This is a genomic window from Stenotrophomonas sp. 82F1 (assembly GCF_056861525.1).
In genome coordinates, this window is sequence record NZ_JBSPUD010000005.1 from 120,432 (window position 1) to 137,646 (window position 17,215).

Here is a 17,215-nt window from a genome sequence, read left to right on the forward strand (position 1 = left end):
GCGCCATCACGCTTCGGGCAAGCGCTCCACCCGCAGCCGCGTGATGCGGCGCTTCTCCATCGCCAGCACGGTGATGCGGATACCGGCTACCTCCAACGTGTCACCGATGTCGGGCAGGCGCCCCAGCTGTTCCAGCACCAACCCGGAGATGGTCATGTAGTCCGCACTGCGCGGCAGTGACACGCCGGCCAGCCGCTGCAGGTCGTCCAGGGTCAGCGCGCCGTCGGCATCCCAGCAGTCCTCGCCCTGCGCGACCACGCCATAGCGCTCGTCCTGGGTATCAGCCAGGTCACCGGCGATGGCTGCCAGCAGGTCGTTGGCGGTCACCAGGCCTTCCACGCTGCCGTACTCGTCCACCGCCACCGCCAGCGGCACCGGATGCTGGCGGATCAGCTCCAGGGCCTGCAACGCACTGGCGCTGGACAGCACGTACTGCGGCTCGCGCAGGTTGCCTTCCAGTTGCAGTGGCTTGCCCTGCAGCAGGTCGGCCAGCAGGTCGCGGCTCTGCACCACGCCCCGCAGACTGTCCAGGTCACCTTCGCCGACCAGCATCCGCGTATGCGGCGACGCCACCAGGCGGGCGACCACATCATCGTGACCACGCGCCATGTCGATCCACTGCACGTCGGCCCGCACGGTCATCACGCTCGATACCGGGCGATCAGCCAGGCCCAGCACGCTGCGGATCATCTCGTGCTCGGCCGGCTGCAGGCGTTCTTCGGTACTGCCGCGTTCATCGGCTTCTTCTTCATTGTGGCCATTGGCCTGGCGCGCGCCCAGCAGGCGCAGCACTGCATCGGCGGTACGCTGGCGGAACGGCTGGCGCTGCTCATTGCGCTCGCGGTTGAAACGTATCCACTGGTTGAACGCTTCCACCAGGATCGAGAACGCGATGGCCGCGTACAGGTACCCCTTCGGAATCCTGTAGCCCAAGCCCTCGGCCACCAGGCTGAAACCGATCATCAGCAGGAAGCCAAGGCACAGCACCACCACGGTCGGATGCTTGTTGACGAAGCGGGTCAGCGGCTTGCTGGCCAGCAGCATCAGCGCCATCGCGATGGTCACCGCCGCGTACATCACGCCGAGGTTGTCGACCATGCCGACCGCGGTGATCACCGAATCCAGCGAGAACACCGCATCGAGCACTACGATCTGCGCCACCACCATCGCGAAGCTGGCGTAGACCTTCTTGCCATCTTCGTGATGCTCGCGGCCTTCCAGCCGCTCGTGCAGTTCCATCGTGCCCTTGAACAGCAGGAACAGGCCGCCGCCCAGCAGGATCAGGTCGCGCCCGGAGAAGCTGTGCTCGAACAGCGTGACCAGCGGTTCGGTCAGTTTCATGATCCAGGCCAGCGCGGCCAGCAGCACCAGCCGCATCAGCAGCGCCAGTGCCAGGCCGATCACCCGCGCGCGGTCACGCTGGTGCGGCGGCAGCTTGTCGGCCAGGATCGCGATGAACACCAGGTTGTCGATGCCGAGAACGATCTCCAGCACGACCAGGGTTGCAAGGCCCATCCATATCGAGGGGTCAGCCAACCATTCCATTTCAGGTCCGTTTCGTCAGTAAGGGGAAAGTGGTGCGGTGCAGGTGTGCGGCGAGGCGAAGGTCAATCCGCATCCTGCGCCTGCGTCGGGTCATGCCCGAGCAGGTCGCCGGGGCTGCATTGCAGTTCGCGGCAGATTGCATCGAGCGTGGAAAAGCGGATCGCACGCGCCTTGCCGGTCTTCAGGATCGACAGGTTGGCCAGGGTGATGTCGATGCGCCCGGCCAGCTCGGACAGGGTCATGCCACGTTGCTGCAGCATGCGGTCCAGAGTGATGACGATCGCCATCAGATCACACCGTCCAGATCGTCGCGCATCGCTGCGCCGACGGTGAACACCCGCGCCAGCACGAACAGCATCAGCACCGCGACCAGGCCGGTGATCGACATGCCGCCGCCCACCTCCATCCAGGCGAAGTCCGGCCCCATCCAGCTGGCGTAGAGCCCGATCACGATCGACAGCACCTCCATCGCCAGCATCAGCCAGGCCATGCGTTGCAGGCGTACGGCATTGGCATGGGTGAAGGGGCGTTCGTTGGCCGCAGACCGCAGCAGCCGCGCCAGGTGGCGCAGGAACACCAGGCACAGCACCAGCAGCGCGACGATGGCGGCCAGGCCTACGCAGAAATGCAGGAACAGATGCGAACCGTGCATGGCCGCCGCCTGCGCATCGTGCACGCTGTCCAGCAGCCAGCTGCGGTCGTAGGCCACCAGCGGCACTGCCAGCAGCGCGGCCAGGATGCCCAGCCAGCACATCGCGCGCACCGCCTGCACGGCGGTCTGGGCCAGGGTGAACAAGCCGCGCGCAGGAAGGGCGCGGGCGGGACGAGCGGTCAAGCAGCCTCCGAAGTGGAGCAGCCCTGCCGCCCCGGGGTGGATTTATCGATAAACGATATATCACATCCGCAGGCTGTTGGCTGAATCGCTTCCGCTCCGGCGCCGTTACCGGGCGGGTGCGGATGCCGGCGGAGCGGCCTGTTCGCGCATCGCCTCGCCTGGCGTGGCCGAGGCCATTGCCTGCACTCCCGCCTCGGCGGCCTGCCGGGTGACCAGCCGGAAGCGCACGCGCAGCTTGCTTTCGCCCGGCGTTGCCCAGCCGTACTGGATCGCCACCTGGTCGCCGGACAATGGACCGCGCGAGGGCAGCGAGCGGATCTGCAGTGGCTTCGGTGCGGCCTGCATCAGCCGTGCGAAGCCCTTCTGCACCACCGCCGGGTCGGCCTTCTCGGCATACACGGTGCAGGTGCCATCGTCGGCCCAGCTGACCGCATAGCGGCCACTGGCCAACGGCACCATCCACGCCATGCCCGGCTGGCCCTGCAGCAGCGTAGCGGCCTCGGCCGGCTGCAACGGCGTCAGGCCGTTGGCCTCCATCAGCGACTGCAGGCGCGCCGGTGCACCGATGTGCTGCATGCAGGCGGTGTCGAACAGTTCGCTGAAGGGATCCTGCGCGGGTGTTTTCGGCGCACGCGCGGGCTGGGCCATCACCACGATCGGCAGCAGCAGGCCAGCCATCAGCCAGGGCGCAGGGCGCATCGGAACTCCAGGGAACGGAAAACAGCGGGGAGGATGGCAAAGCCGGGTGGCAGAACGCAACGGGCACGCCCGCGCTTGACATCACCCAGCCCCAGGGAGAACATCAGTTAACGAATTAGTTAACTGGCCCCATGGACCGCATCTTCGAAGCCTTGGCCTCCACCGCACGCCGGCAGATCCTGGCCTACCTCAGCGCCGGCGAGCTCAGCGCGGGCGAGCTGGCCGAGCGCTTCGATTTCAGCAAGCCGGCACTGTCCAGCCACCTGCGCATCTTGGAAGACGCCGGCCTGATCGAACGCGAGAAGCGCGGCCAGTTCGTGTACTTCCGGCAGGTGCCCGACCGCTTGGCCAACACGCTGTTTTCCTGGGCCGCCGAAGTCTGTCCAGTCGGCGGGCCGCTGAAGCGCGAAGCGCGCGCACGCCGCAAGACACCCGCCCGCTGAGGAGCACTGCGATGCCCGGTTCGACCCGCACCAGCCGTTCGTTCCCGAGTATCCAGCTTCCGGCACAGGATGGCGGTGGCCCGGTGGAAGTCACCCTGATCGCGCAGCTCGGCATTGGTGCCGGCGATGCGCTGGTCAGCGATGCCAGCCAGCGCCAGCGCCACCACCCGGCCTTCATCGATGCGCTGGACGAGCCCTCGGCGCGGCTGGGCGGCATGCACCTGCAGCACGGCGATCCGTCATCGCTGTACAGCTTCGTGGTGGGTGCCGGCGGCCATCCCTTCCATCGCCATGCCGGGCCGCGCATGTTCACCGCCATTGCCGGCAGTGCAGGTGCCGAACTGCGGTTTGCCAGCGCATCCGATCGGCAGCTGGCGGACGATCCCGCGCATTTCCTGCGGTCACTGCGTCGTATCCGCATCCCGCCCGATTGCCTGTTCACCGTGCGCTTCGGCGGCGGCGCCTGGCACCAGTTCGCCTCGAATAGTCCTGCTCACCCTGCCCTGTTCGCGCTTTCGTGCCACAGCAATGAGCTGGCCGGGGCCATGAGCGAGCAGGCACGCGTACAAGCACAGGCCAACGCCGCAGACATTCCAAGCCTGACCGAGGTGCTGCCTGCTGCGCACTGGCCTACCGCAACCACACTGGCGGCCACGCCGTTGCTGCAGCTGTCACTGCAGGCAGCAGCACCCAGCCTGCGCGCGCGCCTGTGCGTGCAGATACGCACGTTGCTCGGGCCGCTACGCCGCTTCAGCCTGGAGCCACTGCGCGGATTCGTGGAACGGGCAACGCCGGCGTACCCGGTCTGCAGCAGCGCGGCGCCCACGCAGGGGATGCTCGCCAGCGCACTGCCGCACAGTCACTACAACGACACGACCGTGCTGGCGCTGCACGGCGGGCAGATCAGTCACCGCTCCGCCTCCGCCCTCCTCGCCGACGTACTGGATGGTTTCCTGCGCAACCCGCCAGCGGGCGTCGGCCGCTTGATGGCCCTGCGCAATCGTCTGGTCGCGCCGCTGCGTCTGCGCACCTCGCCGCTGGGTTGCCCGGTGTCGTCATTGCTGTCCACCGACCGCAGCCGCGTCTTCGGCGGGCGTTTCCCGGTGCTGGATGCGCAGGTGGATGCGGAAGACTGGTGTGCCGAAGTGTTGCTCGGCGCAGACGACCGCCATCTTCGCTTCCGCAGCAGCGTGCGCGTGCAGTTCAACGATGACGGCCAGGTCGAGATCAGTCTGGGCTCGCGCGTGCAGACGCTCAATGCGTTTGGCCGCTTCTACATGGCCATGATCGACAGCGCGCACCGGCATTACGTGGCCCCGGCACTGCTGCGCCGCGCAGTGGAACATGCGCTGGCGCCGGAACTGGCAGCGTGGTCCGGCGCGCCTGCACACTCCTGAGCTGGGGCAGCAATGTGCAGGGGCCCTGTGCGGCCCCCGCGATCAGACCACGATCTCGCCTTCGTCCTCGCCATCCCAGTAATGGATGCGGCTGGCGTGTACGTGGATCAGCACCAGCCCCGGCGTATCCACGCCCTGTTCGAACCACCGCTCCAGGTCCTTCACCCAGTGCTGGGCCATCGTGCCGCGATCGCGGATCAGCGTTGCCCTGCCCTGCACGTGCACGAACAGCGGCGGCTTGCCCAGCAGCGACTTGCTGCCGGTCAGACCCAATGCCACGTTCGGGTCGGCGCTGATCTCGCGCACCATGTCGGTGTCTTCCATGGTGAAGAACCAGCTGTCGCCGTCGTAGTCCACATCGCCGTTGTTGCTCATCGGGCGCCCGGCGATCTGGCCATTGGCGTGGGTCTGCAGCATGGTGAAATCGATGCCGGCCATCTTCTTGGCCAGTTCGGGCAGGGTGAGCGTGGTCATGGGTAGTTCCTTCGAAAGGTGGGCGCCCAGCGTCTGCCCAGCGCGGTGACCGAGGCGTGGATGGCTGCTGTCGGTTTCTTCACGCAGTGATCCGAGCGGTGTTTCTGCGCTCGCGCTGCAGTGACCTTCAACCGTCAACGCGGATAGCGGAACACCAGATCGTCCGGATCGCTGCGCACGGCCGCCCCATCCAGCACGCCACCAAGGCGAACCGCCACGGCCTGCGAAGCGTGGTTGTCCGCTGCCATGTAGCTGACCAGGGTCGGCAGCCCTCGTACCACGAATGCCCAATCACGCAGCGCCGCCGCCGCTTCGCTGGCGAACCCCTGCCCTTCCTGCCCGGCGTACAGCAGCCAGCCCAGTTCCTGTTCCGGGAACAGCGGGCCGTGGTTGATGCCCACCTGGCCGATGCACTCGCCCGTGTCGCGGCGCTCGATCATCAAGGCACCGTGACCGAACAGATGCCAGCTGGCGAGGTCGTGACAGAACTGTCCCCACGCAGCGACCTCCCCGAACGGCCCGCCCATGCCGCGCGCGCGCGGCGAGGCCAGGAACGCGGCATACACCGGGAAGTCGTCCAGGCATTGCGCGCGCAGGCGCAGGCGCGGTGTTTCCAGCAACGGGATGTCGATCATGCGTGCGTCGGTCAGTACACGGCCAGGAAGCCGCAGCCCCGGCGCTGCGGTTGGCCTGCAACCGTCACCTGCACGCTGGCCGATGTATCCACGCCTTCGGCGTTGCGGCAGGGCTCGCGCTTGATCTCAACAATGGTCGGCTGCTTGCCCAACTCACCGTTGAGCACCGTCAACGAACCGGGCGCACCGGCCGGTTGGCCGAGGTAGCGCAGCGTGCCTGCGCTGCTGCGGCCAGCAACGGTGAGCGTGGCATCGTGATTGCCCTTGCCGGTGGAGGCGATCTCGATGGACCAGCCTTCGCCACCACCGGTAAAGGCTGGCACCGGGCTGGCATCGGCGGCGATCGAAGGATGACGCGGCGCATCGGCGCCAGCATCGCGTTGCGGTGCGCTGCTGGCGCAGCCAGCGAACAGGCCCGCCACCAGCGTGGCAGTCACAACGGAACGCAGGGTCATGGCGTACTCCTCCGGCAGACGAGCGGCCAGTCTAGGCAGGAACGCGTGCGCTGGCGATGAACAAGGCCTTCCTCAGCGCGGCGCACGCCCACCCGTGGCCACCTGCACACGGTCGCGGCCAAGTGATTTGGCCGCGTACATGGCCGTGTCGGCGGCACGTACCAGCGCATGCCAGCCGATCGGGTCAAGCGTGCCCTGGGCAACACCGAAGCTGGCGGTGACCCGCAGGATGTCGCTGCTGCTCAGCACGATGTCCTTGCCGCGCAGTGCCACCCGCAGCGACTCGGCCAGCTGCCGTCCACTGGCCAGATCACCGTCGGCCAGCAGCACCAGGAATTCCTCACCGCCGTAGCGGGCGACGCTGTCGTTGCGGCGCAGGTGGCTGCGCAGCAGCTGCGCCACCTGCACCAGCACATCGTCACCGGCCGCATGGCCCTGCCCATCATTGATCGATTTGAAATGATCCACGTCCAGCAGAATCACCACCGCCTGCGTGCTCCCATCGGCATGCCGCCGTCGCACCCGTTCCTCCAGCGAGCGTCGGTTCAACAGGCCGGTCAGCTGATCGGTATCGGCCAGCTCGCGCAGCTCACGGGTCAATGCCGAGCGCTGGTGCGACTTCGCCCGCAGCACCTCGATGGCATCGAACAGGCGCTGCATTTCCGCCATCGGATGAGTGGCGTGCTGCTCCGCACCCGGCGTATCCGAGGCGATCTGGATCACCTGCGCCTGCGCCTGCAGCAACGGCCGCAGGATCTGTACGTGGGCAATGCGCAGCGCCAGCGCAAGCAGCAGCAACGTCCCCAATGCAGTGGCGGCCAGCACAGCCAGGCGTACTGCCTCCTTGTTGCGGGTGTGCTCGAAGCGCGCGATCGAAACGCCAAGGTAACCATCGCGCAGCGCTTCCAGCGATTGCAGGGTGGGCACGTAGCGCGCGGTGAACTCGGCCGCCGTCCAGGGGGGCGATACGCCGCGCCGACCATCGTCGATCAGCTGTTCCACCATCGGCAGCGACTGGCCGAAGAACTGGCGGCGCGCCATGTCCCAGTGCCAGGACAGCGTCGGCTCGCTGCGGAACACCGACTCGTGGCTGGCGGCCAACCGCCACAGCTCCAGCAGGCGCCCTTCGGTCTGCTGCGCGGCGCGCACCTGTGGCTCCCGCCACGCGCCGGGCACCGCCAGCGGCGCCATCACGTTCGATGCCAAGCGGCCACCGTGTTCGCGCAGATCGATCAGGATCTGCCCCTGCATGGCAGGAATCGCGGCTTCGCGATCGGCGGCGGCCAGATCGCTGATCTGCACCGACGTCAGCGCCTGCAGCCGGTCGTACACCGCGAACATGCTGTTGATCGCGTGCTCCACCTCCTCTGCCGAGCGCTCACCTCTGGGCAACGCGGCAACCCGGTCCACCGCAGCGCGCGCGGTCTGCAGCCGCCGCCGCGCTTCATGCAGGCGCGGTGTTTCGTCCACCACCCGCGGATCGGTCTGGAACACGCTCTGCAGGTGCTGCGTCGCTGCGTCCACCCGCTGCCGGGCGACCGCCAGCTGTGCGGCCAGTCGGCGCTGCTCCTGCGCATCGGCGCTGTCGGCGCCGAGCAGGCTGTTGGCCGGTCCACGCTCGGCCGACACCAGATTGGCCAGCTCGAAGGTCAGCCGCAGCTGCTGCAGGCTGACCAGGTTGGCCTCGGCTTCGGTGTGGCGCTGCGTGCCCTGCACCAGCGCAATGGCCATCAGCGGCAGCGTGCACAGCACGAACAGGCCACCGAGGATCCAGAGCCAGGTCTGCAGTCCGTTTGGCGATGCCCTGCGGCCCATCGATGTACCCCCTGGCGTGCGGATCAGTGTAGCGCCGCACCCGCGTGAAGTTGGGTCAGATCCAGCGCTGGTCCACCAGTTCGCGCTTCACGTAGGCGTAGAACACCGGCGCAGCCACCAGCCCGGGCAGGCCGAACGCCGCTTCCATCACCAGCATGGCCAGCAGCAGTTCCCAGGCGCGCGCCTGGATCTCGCCGCCGACGATGCGCGCGTTGAGGAAGTACTCCAGCTTGTGGATCACCACCAGGTACAGCAGCGCAGCCACGGCCACATAGAACGACACCGACAGCGCGACGATGGCGATGATGGTGTTGGAGATGATGTTGCCCACCACCGGCAGCAGGCCTGCCAGGAAAGTGATCAGCACCAGCGTCTTCGACAGCGGCAGGTGCACGCCGAACAGCGGCAGCACGCCCAGCAGGAAGATGGCGGTGAACACGGTGTTGAGCAGCGAGATCTTCACCTGCGCGAACACCACCTGGCGGAACGCGGTGGCCAGGCGGCTGGTGCGGCCGATCAGTTCCTGCGCCAGCGGGCCCATCTTCGGCAGCGGCAGTTCGTCGTACAGCGCGATCATCGCGCCCAGCACCATGCCGATCAGTACGCGCACCCCCACCTGCACCACTGACGTGCCGGCCACGCCCAGCTGGCGCTGGTGTTCGGCGGCCCAGTCGTTGACGGCCGCACGCAGCGCCGTCAGGTCTTCAGGGATGTAGGGCTGCAGCAGCGCCGGCACCTGGTGCCGGGAGGTGTTGAGGATGTCCATCAACCGCGCCAGCAGCACGTCAGGGCCACCAGTCTCGTTGCGGAAGAACGCCGCCACGCCGATACCGGCCAGCACCAGCACGCCGATGATCACCGCCGACAGCACGATCACTGCGATCGCCCGCGCCCGCCCGGGACGCAGCTTGCCTTCCACGGTGGAGGCCAGCACATGGGTCAGCTGGAACACCAGCAAGCCCGACAGCAGGGTCACCACCAGGCCAAGCTTCAGTGCCAGCCACATGCCCAGCAGCATCATCAGCCAAGCGGCGATGCGTGCGGCGGGAGGCTTGGGCAGGGTCGGGATGACGAGCGACATCGGGGCACATCCTGGTGGGGTGGCCCATGGTAGTGGATTGAGGTGATGCGCCCGCGCACGCGCCCGTCCCTGCGGCCGCCGCCTGCCGTCAACGTGCGACCACCGCCCCTGCCGAACGTGCCAGTGCGGCCGCCTGCTGATCACCCTTGCGCTCGCTGTAGCGATCCACCAGGTAGTCCGAACGATCACGCGTGAGCAAGGTGAACTTGACCAGTTCCTCCATCACATCCACCACCCGGTCGTAGTACGCCGAGGGTTTCATCCGCCCGTTCTCGTCGAACTCCTGCCAGGCCTTGGCCACCGACGACTGGTTGGGGATGGTCAGCATGCGCATCCACCGCCCCAGCACGCGCAGTGTGTTGACCGTGTTGAACGACTGCGAACCGCCACTGACCTGCATCACCGCCAGCGTCCTGCCCTGCGTCGGGCGCACGCTGCCATCTTCCAGCGGCAGCCAGTCGATCTGGTTCTTGAACACGCCAGTGACCGTGCCATGGCGCTCCGGGCTGATCCAGACCTGGCCTTCGGACCATTGCGACCACGCGCGCAGGCGCTGCACTTCAGGATGATCGGCGCCGACGCTGTCGAGCATGGGCAGCGCATGCGGATCGAACACCCGGGTCTCGCAGCCGAGGTGGCGCAGCAGGTGTTCGGCCTCCAGCGCCAGCTTGCGGCTGAACGACTGCGGGCGCAGCGAGCCATACAGCAGCAGGATGCGGGGCGGGTGCGTGCGGCCGGCGCCCAGCAGGGCCGGGTCGGGCTGGGGAAGCGAGGCGTCGGCCAGGTTCGGGAGGGTGGCACTTGCGATGGATTCATTCATTCGACTATTCTAGAAATATGGAAACGAAGAATGCAATCGCCGCCCTCACCGCCCTTGGCCATGCCACCCGCCTGGCCGCCTTCCGCTTGCTGGTGGAGGCCGGCCCGGCTGGCCGCATGGCCGGCGACATCGGCAGCGCCCTGCAGGTACCGCCGGCCACGCTCAGCTTCCACCTGAAGGAGCTGCTGCAGGCCGGACTGGTCGAGAGCGAGAGCCAGGGCCGCAACGTCTGCTACCGCGCCAACTTCAGCGCCATGACCGGCCTGATCGAGTACCTCACCCACAACTGCTGCGCCGGCTCGCCCGACCCGGCCTGCAGCCCGACGTCCCCTGATTGCGCCTGCTGACCGGAGATCCGCTTCGTGACCACCCAACGCGTCCTGTTCCTGTGCACGGGCAATTCCGCCCGCAGTGTTCTAGCCGAAGCCACGCTGCGGGCGTGGGCCAGCCACCGCTTCGAGGTGTTCAGCGCCGGCAGCCAGCCGGCCGGCGCGGTCAATCCATTCGCCCTTGCCCAGCTGCAGGCCGAGGGCATCCCTACCGCAGGCCTGCGCAGCAAATCGTGGGACGAGTTCGCCGATGGCGCGCCGATGGACCTGGTGATCACGGTCTGCGATGCCGCAGCGGCCGAGGCGTGCCCGGTGGTGTTCGGCGACTTCGTGCGTGCGCACTGGGGCTTGCCCGATCCGGCCGCCGTCGAGGGCAGCGCGGATGACAAGGCGGCCGCGTTCGCGCAGGCACATGCCATCGTCAAGGCACGGTTGCTGGCCCTGCTGGCATTGCCCGCAGCCACCTGGTCCGACCGCGGACAGTTGAAAGACGCGCTGGATCGCATCGGTTTCGTGCAACCCGAGGACGGCCAGGCGTGAGCGCGCCGGCACCGATGGGGTTGTTCGAGCGCTACCTGACGCTGTGGGTGGCGCTGTGCATCGTCGCCGGCACCCTGCTTGGCCACGCGCTGCCGCAGCCATTCGCTGCGCTGGCGTCGGCGGAGGTGGCCAAGGTCAACCTGCCCATCGCCGTGCTGATCTGGTTGATGATCATCCCGATGCTGCTGCGGGTCGATTTCAGTGCGATGCGCCAGCTCGGCCAGCACTGGAAAGGCATCGGCGTGACGTTGTTCATCAACTGGGCGGTCAAGCCGTTCTCGATGGCACTGCTGGGCTGGTTGTTCCTGCGCCACGTGTTTGCCGATGCGCTGCCCGCCGCACAGGTCGACAGCTACATCGCCGGGCTGATCCTGCTGGCAGCGGCGCCCTGCACCGCCATGGTGTTCGTGTGGAGCAACCTGTGCCGCGGCGATGCCAATTTTACCCTCAGCCAGGTGGCGTTGAACGACGCCATCATGGTGGTGGCCTATGCACCGGTGGTGGCACTGCTGCTGGGCCTGTCGGCGATCAGCGTGCCGTGGGACACGCTGCTGCTGTCGGTGTCGCTGTACATCATCGCGCCGGTGCTGGTGGCCGCACTGCTGCGGCGCTGGCTGCTGGCCCGCAGGGGGCAGGCCGGCCTGCAGTCCGCACTACGAACGCTGGGGCCGGTTTCGCTGCTGGCGCTGCTGCTGACGCTGGTGCTGCTGTTCGGCTTCCAGGGCGAGCAGATCGTGCGGCAGCCATTGGTCATCGCCATCCTGGCGGTACCGATCCTGATCCAGGTCTACTTCAACTCGGGGCTGGCCTACCTGCTGAACCGCCGCCTGGGGGTCGCCCATTGCGTGGCCGGACCCTCGGCGCTGATCGGCGCCAGCAACTTCTTCGAACTGGCCGTGGCCACCGCCGTGGGCCTGTTCGGCGTGCATTCCGGTGCGGCACTGGCGACGGTGGTCGGCGTGCTGATCGAAGTGCCGGTGATGCTGTCGGTGGTGCGCATCGTCAATGCGTCGCGCGGGTGGTATGAGCGACGCTGAGGCAGGGACGCACCGTACGCCTGTCCGCAGGCTTCCAGCACAGCAGGCCTCAACACCGACTTCACCCGTGATGGGCTTCGATGCCCACACAGGTTCTCGACCGCCATCCACGCTGCCCACCCTGAGGACGTTGCCGTGAACACATCGCTTCACTCCCTTGCGAAGCTGGCCGCCCGCGTGTTGCTGATGCTGCTGTTCCTGGTATCGGGCCTGGGCAAGCTGTCCGACCCGGCGGCAACACAGGGCTACATGACGGCGATGGGTCTTCCCGGCATCCTGCTGTGGCCCACCATCCTGTTTGAGATCGGCACGGCCCTGTGCATCCTGTTCGGCTTCCAGACCCGGGCAGTGGCAGCGGTGCTGGCCGCCTTCAGCCTGGTCACGGCCTTCATCTTCCACCACCAGCTGGCAGACCAGGTGCAGCAGATCATGTTCCTGAAGAATCTGGCCATCGCCGGCGGTTTCCTGCTGCTGGCGTGCAGCGGTCCAGGGCGCTACAGCGTGGACGCGAAGCGCGGCAGGCCTTGAGGCAGCGAAGGCGCGGCATCATGCCGCGCCGCCATTGCCCTCACCCCTTCTTCGGCGATGCCGTCGAGCCCCGCACCATCAGGCTGAACTCCAGGGTCTGCTGACGCGGCACGTCGACCTGTTCGATGATGGCGAGCAGCAGGTTGACCGCGCGCTCGCCGATCTCCCGCATCGGCTGCCTGATGGTCGTCAACGGAGGCGTCAGGTAACGCGATGACGCCAGGTCATCGAAGCCGACGATGGACAGGTCATCGGGCACGCGGACGCCCAGATCGCGGCAGGCTGCCAGGGTGCCCAGCGCCATCTGGTCGCTGAAGCAGAAGATCGCGGTGGGCGCCGGCGCGACGGCCAACAGTGCCATCGCGGCCGCATGGCCGGATTCCACCGAAAAGTCACCCGGCACGACGCTGAGGTGGCGCAGGCGGCCACGCGCCCTGCCGGCAGCCCGGACCCCTTCCAGTCGCTGCGTGTGCAGCGGATTGTCGGGCGGCCCGCCTACCACGGCGATCCGCTCATGCCCCAGGCCGTACAGGTGTTCCATCACCGCGCGCGCGGCGGCGGCGTTGTCGATGTGGACGCTGGGAATGCCCAGCGCGGGATCGAACTCGCAACCGTTGACCACCGGCGCGGCGACACCCCGTTGCTCGACGATATCGCGCGCCGTCGGCGGCAGGCGATGCCCCAGCACGATCAGGCCATCGGCTTCGTTGCGCCGGAGCATCTGCGCGTAGCGCTCCTCCCGCTCGGGCAGGTTCTGGGTATCGCCCAGCAGGACGGCGTAGCCGACGGCCTGCGCCGCGTCCTCCGCACCCTGCAGGATCTGCGCGAAGAATGGATTGGCGATGTCCGGCACGGTGACCAGGATCTTGCCGCTGCGCTGGGTCTTGAGCGTCCTCGCCACCGTGTTGGGAACATAGCCCAGCGCCGCAGCAGCCTGTTCGATGCGCGTGCGCGTGGCGGGCAGGACTTTGTCCGGCCGGGAAAGTGCCCGCGACACCGTCCCGGCTGAGACGCCGACGTGCTTTGCGATGTCGTAGATGGTCGCCATGGCGTTAGTTCTCCTGTCCGCTGTGCAGTGCACAACAGGTCTTGCGTGAGCCCCTGCTAGGATAATGCAATCGATTGCATCGAGGGCGAATCACGTTGAAGACGCTCAAGGGTCCAGCGCTGTTCCTGGCGCAGTTCATCGGCGACACAGCTCCTTTTGATCGGCTGGACACGCTGGCTGGTTGGGCCGCGGGGCTGGGCTATTCTGGCCTACAAGTGCCGACCAGCGCGCCCCACCTGTTCGATCTGGCCGAGGCGGCGCGCAGCCAGGCGTACTGCGACGACATTGCCGGCATGCTGGCCGGACATGGCGTGCAGATCACCGAGCTGTCCACCCACCTGCAGGGGCAGCTGGTCGCCGTCCATCCCGCCTATGACGCGCTGTTTGACGGATTCGCGCCACCGGACAAACGCGGTGATCCTGTCGCTCGCCAGGCCTGGGCGGTGCAGCAGCTGCTGCTGGCCGCCAAGGCCAGCCAGCGCCTGGGCCTGACCGCGCATGCCACGTTCTCCGGCGCGCTGGCCTGGCCCTACTTCTACCCCTGGCCGCAACGCCCGCCTGGTCTTGTGGAAGAAGCCTTCGCCGAACTTGGCCGCCGCTGGCGCCCCATCCTGGATGCGTTCGACGCGTGCGGCGTGGACCTGTGCTTCGAGATCCACCCGGGCGAGGACCTGCACGACGGGGCGACCTTCGAGCGCTTCCTCGACGTGGTGGACCACCATCCCCGCGCGAAGATCCTGTACGACCCCAGCCATCTGCTGCTGCAGCAGATGGACTACCTCGGCTTCATCGACCGCTACCACGACCGCATCGGCATCTTCCACGTCAAGGATGCGGAGTACCACGCCAGTGCCAGCAGTGGCGTGTATGGCGGCTACCAGGACTGGATCGATCGTCCCGGCCGATTCCGCTCGCTCGGCGATGGCCAGATCGACTTCAAGGCGATCTTCTCGAAGTTCGCGCAGTACGACTTTCCCGGCTGGGCAGTGCTGGAGTGGGAGTGCTGCCTGAAGCACCCGGAAGACGGCGCGCGCGAGGGTGCTCCCTTCATCCGCGACCACATCATCCGCGTGACCGAGCGCGCCTTTGATGATTTCGCCGACAGCGGCACGGACCCGCAATCACTGCACCGCATGCTGGGAATCTGAGCCATTACCGCCCCGGGAGGGCAAGCCATGACGCACGCGATGTCGCGCTTGGGCGCGATGATGTTTCTGCAGTTCTTCATCTGGGGCGCGTGGTTCGTGACCCTCGGCACCTATTTGGTGCAGGGCCCGTTGCAGGCCAGCGCAAGCCAGGTGGCGACGGCCTTCCTCAGCCAATCGATCGGCGCCATCGTGGCCCCTTTCCTGGTCGGCCTGATCGCTGATCGCTACTTCGCGGCGCAGCGCATCCTCGCGGTACTTCACCTGGCCGGCGCGGCGCTGATGTGGCTGGCGTCCACAGCGACGGACTTCAACACGTTCTTCGGCTGCGTGATGGGCTACATGCTGCTGTTCATGCCGACGCTGGCATTGGCCAACAGCGTGGCGATGCGGCACATGCAGTCGCCCGAGAAGCAATTCCCCCCGGTGCGCGTGGCCGGCAGCATCGGCTGGATCGTGGCCGGCGTGCTGATCGGCTGGCTGGGCTGGGAGCAGGCGCATCGGCTCGAACTGACCTTCCGGATGGCGGCGATGGCGTCGCTGGCCCTCGGTCTGTACGCGTTCACCCTGCCGCACACACCACCGTTGGCGCAGCAGCGCGATGCTGGGCTGGGGCAGATCCTGGGGCTGGATTCGCTGCGGCTGTTGAAATCGCGCTCGTATCTGGTGTTCTTCCTGGCCTCCATCGCCATCTGCATCCCGCTGTCGTTCTACTACAACTTCACCAACCCCTATCTCAATGATCTGGGCGTGCGCGGCGCGGCCGGCCTGCAATCCCTGGGGCAGGTCTCCGAAGTGCTGCTGATGCTGGCCATGCCGTTCCTGTTCGTGCGGCTGGGGGTGAAGACGATGCTGGCGGTCGGCATGGCCGCATGGGTGGTGCGTTACGCCATGTTCGCCTTTGGCGATGCGGGTGGCGGCTTCTCGCTGCTGGTGATCGGCATCGTGCTGCACGGCATCTGCTACGACTTCTTCTTCGTCACCGGACAGATCTATACCGATGCGCATGCCGGCCCCGCCGCGCGCAGCAGCGCGCAGGGCTTCATCACCCTGGCCACGTACGGCGTGGGCATGTTGATCGGCACGTTCCTGTCCGGCGCGGTGGTGGAGCACTACACCACCGCGGCGGGCCCGGACTGGCAACGGATCTGGCTGTTCCCCGCAGGCGTCGCGCTGGTCGTGCTGATCGCCTTCCTGTTGCTGTTCCGCGACCGGCCGGTGGTCGCGGCCGCGCCTTCCACTCGCTGAGGATCTCGACCGATGCCCACACCTGGAATCGCCATCGTCGGCACGGGCATGATCGCTGCCGTGCATCGCCGCGCGGCACTGCTGGCCGGCGCCGATATCCGTGGCGTGGCCGCCTCCTCCCCGCAACGCGCGCTTGAGGTGGCGCAGTCGTGGGGTGTTCCGCGTGCCTATCGGGACATCGAGGAGGTGGTCGCCGATCCACAGGTGCAGGTCGTGCACATCTGCACGCCCAACCATCTGCACCATCCCATGGTCCAGGCCGCACTGCAGGCCGGCAAGCACGTGGTCTGCGAGAAGCCGCTGGCGACCACGCTGGAGGATGCGCAGGCGCTGGCGGCACTGGCTGCCTCGACCGGACTGATCGCCACGGTGCCCTTCGTCTACCGCTACCACCCGGTGGTCCGCGAGGCGCGTGCACGCATCGCGCAGGGCGAACTGGGGCCGCTGCACCTGATCCATGGCAGCTACCTGCAGGACTGGCTGCTGGACCCGGCCAGCAACAACTGGCGCGTGGACCCGGCACTGGGCGGTACATCGCGCGTGTTCGCCGACATCGGCTCGCACTGGTGCGACCTGGTGGAATGGGTCAGCGGCGAGCGTTTCACCGAGGTCAGCGCGGCGTTCGACACGGTGATCGCACAACGCAGCACCGACACCGGGCAGAGCTTCACCACAGCGGTGGCCGGCGGCGCGATGCAGGCGGTGGCGAGTGAGGACGTGGCGGCGGCCATGTTCCGGACCGGTGCCGGCACGCTCGCGTCGTTGACGGTCAGCCAGGTCTCGGCGGGGCGCCACAACCGCCTCTGGTTCGAGATCGATGGCGCCAGGGCCAGCGTGGCGTTCAACCAGGAAGACGCCGAGCGCCTGTGGATCGGCCTGCCCGAGCAGCGCGAGGAAGTCTTCGTGCGTGGTCCCGGGGCCGGTAGTGCCGAACAGCGCCGGTTGTCGCTGTTGCCGGCCGGGCACGCGCAGGGCTACGGCCATTGTTTCGAAGCATTTGTTGCTGATACCTATCGCGCCATCGAAGGCGAGCGGCCTGAGGGCCTGCCCACCTTCGAAGACGGCGTTCGCTCGGCGCAGATTGTCGATCGTGTCATTGCATCGGCCAGGACGCGCGCCTGGACCGCCATCGGTTGAATCC

Annotated in this window: 20 protein-coding genes; 9 read left to right on the top strand and 11 right to left on the bottom strand. The window is 67.4% G+C overall.

Annotated elements, in window-relative coordinates:
- Window positions 1–6 precede the first annotated feature (6 nt).
- From AC13GI_RS08210 to AC13GI_RS08225, 4 genes are all read right to left on the bottom strand, one after another.
- Complete coding sequence (locus tag AC13GI_RS08210; RefSeq protein ID WP_482995985.1) at window positions 7–1,545, bottom strand: TerC family protein; 1,539 nt, start codon at window positions 1,543–1,545, stop codon at window positions 7–9.
- Window positions 1,546–1,607: 62 nt separating this feature from the next.
- Window positions 1,608–1,832 carry a helix-turn-helix domain-containing protein gene (locus AC13GI_RS08215; RefSeq protein WP_099819343.1) on the bottom strand — a complete coding sequence of 75 codons (225 nt, stop codon included), beginning with the start codon at window positions 1,830–1,832 and terminating at the stop codon, window positions 1,608–1,610.
- Complete coding sequence (locus AC13GI_RS08220) at window positions 1,832–2,299, bottom strand: DUF2975 domain-containing protein (protein ID WP_059063423.1); 468 nt, start codon at window positions 2,297–2,299, stop codon at window positions 1,832–1,834. The genes AC13GI_RS08215 and AC13GI_RS08220 overlap by 1 nt, the downstream gene beginning before the upstream one ends.
- A 186-nt stretch (window positions 2,300–2,485) precedes the next feature.
- Window positions 2,486–3,079, bottom strand: coding sequence for an NMCC_0638 family (lipo)protein (locus tag AC13GI_RS08225; protein WP_099819342.1), 594 nt, complete (start codon window positions 3,077–3,079; stop codon window positions 2,486–2,488).
- A 131-nt stretch (window positions 3,080–3,210) separates the two neighbouring features.
- Here AC13GI_RS08225 and AC13GI_RS08230 point away from each other — a divergent pair, with 131 nt between their 5' ends.
- Both AC13GI_RS08230 and AC13GI_RS08235 read left to right on the top strand, forming a co-directional pair.
- Window positions 3,211–3,522 carry a metalloregulator ArsR/SmtB family transcription factor gene (locus tag AC13GI_RS08230; protein WP_025873922.1) on the top strand — a complete coding sequence of 104 codons (312 nt, stop codon included), beginning with the start codon at window positions 3,211–3,213 and terminating at the stop codon, window positions 3,520–3,522.
- A gap of 11 nt (window positions 3,523–3,533) precedes the next feature.
- Window positions 3,534–4,919: a DUF2867 domain-containing protein gene (locus AC13GI_RS08235; protein ID WP_482995986.1), complete on the top strand. Its 1,386-nt coding sequence runs from the start codon at window positions 3,534–3,536 to the stop codon at window positions 4,917–4,919.
- Between the two features lie 42 nt (window positions 4,920–4,961).
- Here AC13GI_RS08235 and AC13GI_RS08240 read toward each other — a convergent pair whose 3' ends face one another.
- The 6 genes from AC13GI_RS08240 to arsH all read right to left on the bottom strand — a co-directional run bounded on the left by AC13GI_RS08240 (window position 4,962) and on the right by arsH (window position 10,199).
- Window positions 4,962–5,393 carry a pyridoxamine 5'-phosphate oxidase family protein gene (locus tag AC13GI_RS08240; protein WP_482995987.1) on the bottom strand — a complete coding sequence of 144 codons (432 nt, stop codon included), beginning with the start codon at window positions 5,391–5,393 and terminating at the stop codon, window positions 4,962–4,964.
- A gap of 134 nt (window positions 5,394–5,527) precedes the next feature.
- The gene (locus tag AC13GI_RS08245) at window positions 5,528–6,028 is read right to left on the bottom strand and encodes a GNAT family N-acetyltransferase (protein WP_380656674.1); all 501 of its coding nucleotides are present in this window, start codon (window positions 6,026–6,028) and stop codon (window positions 5,528–5,530) included.
- An 11-nt stretch (window positions 6,029–6,039) separates the two neighbouring features.
- A complete protein-coding gene (locus tag AC13GI_RS08250) occupies window positions 6,040–6,483 on the bottom strand; it encodes a hypothetical protein (RefSeq protein WP_482995988.1) in 444 nt (147 codons plus the stop codon).
- A gap of 72 nt (window positions 6,484–6,555) precedes the next feature.
- Complete coding sequence (locus AC13GI_RS08255) at window positions 6,556–8,298, bottom strand: GGDEF domain-containing protein (protein WP_482995989.1); 1,743 nt, start codon at window positions 8,296–8,298, stop codon at window positions 6,556–6,558.
- A gap of 55 nt (window positions 8,299–8,353) precedes the next feature.
- Window positions 8,354–9,379, bottom strand: coding sequence for an AI-2E family transporter (locus AC13GI_RS08260; protein ID WP_099819337.1), 1,026 nt, complete (start codon window positions 9,377–9,379; stop codon window positions 8,354–8,356).
- 88 nt (window positions 9,380–9,467) lie between these two features.
- Entirely contained in the window at window positions 9,468–10,199 is a 732-nt protein-coding gene (gene arsH / locus AC13GI_RS08265) for an arsenical resistance protein ArsH (protein WP_482995990.1), read from the bottom strand.
- A 17-nt stretch (window positions 10,200–10,216) separates the two neighbouring features.
- On the opposite strand from arsH, the gene AC13GI_RS08270 reads away from it, so the two are divergent.
- The 4 genes from AC13GI_RS08270 (at window position 10,217) to AC13GI_RS08285 (ending at window position 12,633) form a co-directional block, all read left to right on the top strand.
- Window positions 10,217–10,546, top strand: a complete 330-nt coding sequence (locus AC13GI_RS08270; RefSeq protein ID WP_380656688.1) for an ArsR/SmtB family transcription factor — start codon at window positions 10,217–10,219, stop codon at window positions 10,544–10,546.
- Between the two features lie 15 nt (window positions 10,547–10,561).
- On the top strand, window positions 10,562–11,068 hold the full coding sequence (locus AC13GI_RS08275; protein ID WP_482995991.1) for an arsenate reductase ArsC: 507 nt from the start codon (window positions 10,562–10,564) through the stop codon (window positions 11,066–11,068).
- Between the two features lie 14 nt (window positions 11,069–11,082).
- Window positions 11,083–12,105 carry an ACR3 family arsenite efflux transporter gene (gene arsB, locus AC13GI_RS08280; protein ID WP_482996035.1) on the top strand — a complete coding sequence of 341 codons (1,023 nt, stop codon included), beginning with the start codon at window positions 11,083–11,085 and terminating at the stop codon, window positions 12,103–12,105.
- Window positions 12,106–12,240: 135 nt separating this feature from the next.
- Complete coding sequence (locus AC13GI_RS08285; protein WP_180163872.1) at window positions 12,241–12,633, top strand: DoxX family membrane protein; 393 nt, start codon at window positions 12,241–12,243, stop codon at window positions 12,631–12,633.
- Window positions 12,634–12,673: 40 nt separating this feature from the next.
- On the opposite strand, the gene AC13GI_RS08290 is transcribed toward AC13GI_RS08285, so the two are convergent.
- On the bottom strand, window positions 12,674–13,681 hold the full coding sequence (locus AC13GI_RS08290) for a LacI family DNA-binding transcriptional regulator (RefSeq protein WP_482995992.1): 1,008 nt from the start codon (window positions 13,679–13,681) through the stop codon (window positions 12,674–12,676).
- Window positions 13,682–13,776: 95 nt separating this feature from the next.
- On the opposite strand from AC13GI_RS08290, the gene AC13GI_RS08295 reads away from it, so the two are divergent.
- Genes AC13GI_RS08295 through AC13GI_RS08305 form a run of 3 tightly spaced genes read left to right on the top strand, consistent with a single transcriptional unit; the run spans window position 13,777 to window position 17,211 of the window.
- A complete protein-coding gene (locus AC13GI_RS08295) occupies window positions 13,777–14,829 on the top strand; it encodes a sugar phosphate isomerase/epimerase family protein (protein WP_482995993.1) in 1,053 nt (350 codons plus the stop codon).
- 27 nt (window positions 14,830–14,856) lie between these two features.
- On the top strand, window positions 14,857–16,074 hold the full coding sequence (locus AC13GI_RS08300; RefSeq protein ID WP_180163866.1) for a nucleoside permease: 1,218 nt from the start codon (window positions 14,857–14,859) through the stop codon (window positions 16,072–16,074).
- A 12-nt stretch (window positions 16,075–16,086) separates the two neighbouring features.
- Window positions 16,087–17,211 carry a Gfo/Idh/MocA family protein gene (locus AC13GI_RS08305; protein ID WP_482995994.1) on the top strand — a complete coding sequence of 375 codons (1,125 nt, stop codon included), beginning with the start codon at window positions 16,087–16,089 and terminating at the stop codon, window positions 17,209–17,211.
- Window positions 17,212–17,215: the final 4 nt, after the last annotated feature.

Excerpts from the sequence above, each read along its gene's own strand:
- AC13GI_RS08245 (WP_380656674.1), bottom strand. The coding sequence starts at position 6,028 with ATGATCGACATCCCGTTGCTGGAAACACCGCGCCTGCGCCTGCGCGCG.
- AC13GI_RS08220 (WP_059063423.1), bottom strand. The coding sequence starts at position 2,299 with ATGTGCTGGCTGGGCATCCTGGCCGCGCTGCTGGCAGTGCCGCTGGTG.
- AC13GI_RS08260 (WP_099819337.1), bottom strand. The coding sequence starts at position 9,379 with ATGTCGCTCGTCATCCCGACCCTGCCCAAGCCTCCCGCCGCACGCATC.
- arsB (WP_482996035.1), top strand. The coding sequence starts at position 11,083 with ATGGGGTTGTTCGAGCGCTACCTGACGCTGTGGGTGGCGCTGTGCATC.
- AC13GI_RS08305 (WP_482995994.1), top strand. The coding sequence starts at position 16,087 with ATGCCCACACCTGGAATCGCCATCGTCGGCACGGGCATGATCGCTGCC.
- AC13GI_RS08210 (WP_482995985.1), bottom strand. The coding sequence starts at position 1,545 with ATGGAATGGTTGGCTGACCCCTCGATATGGATGGGCCTTGCAACCCTG.
- AC13GI_RS08290 (WP_482995992.1), bottom strand. The coding sequence starts at position 13,681 with ATGGCGACCATCTACGACATCGCAAAGCACGTCGGCGTCTCAGCCGGG.
- AC13GI_RS08215 (WP_099819343.1), bottom strand. The coding sequence starts at position 1,832 with ATGGCGATCGTCATCACTCTGGACCGCATGCTGCAGCAACGTGGCATG.
- AC13GI_RS08230 (WP_025873922.1), top strand. The coding sequence starts at position 3,211 with ATGGACCGCATCTTCGAAGCCTTGGCCTCCACCGCACGCCGGCAGATC.
- AC13GI_RS08235 (WP_482995986.1), top strand. The coding sequence starts at position 3,534 with ATGCCCGGTTCGACCCGCACCAGCCGTTCGTTCCCGAGTATCCAGCTT.
- arsH (WP_482995990.1), bottom strand. The coding sequence starts at position 10,199 with ATGAATGAATCCATCGCAAGTGCCACCCTCCCGAACCTGGCCGACGCC.
- AC13GI_RS08225 (WP_099819342.1), bottom strand. The coding sequence starts at position 3,079 with ATGCGCCCTGCGCCCTGGCTGATGGCTGGCCTGCTGCTGCCGATCGTG.
- AC13GI_RS08300 (WP_180163866.1), top strand. The coding sequence starts at position 14,857 with ATGACGCACGCGATGTCGCGCTTGGGCGCGATGATGTTTCTGCAGTTC.
- AC13GI_RS08240 (WP_482995987.1), bottom strand. The coding sequence starts at position 5,393 with ATGACCACGCTCACCCTGCCCGAACTGGCCAAGAAGATGGCCGGCATC.
- AC13GI_RS08255 (WP_482995989.1), bottom strand. The coding sequence starts at position 8,298 with ATGGGCCGCAGGGCATCGCCAAACGGACTGCAGACCTGGCTCTGGATC.
- AC13GI_RS08250 (WP_482995988.1), bottom strand. The coding sequence starts at position 6,483 with ATGACCCTGCGTTCCGTTGTGACTGCCACGCTGGTGGCGGGCCTGTTC.
- AC13GI_RS08270 (WP_380656688.1), top strand. The coding sequence starts at position 10,217 with ATGGAAACGAAGAATGCAATCGCCGCCCTCACCGCCCTTGGCCATGCC.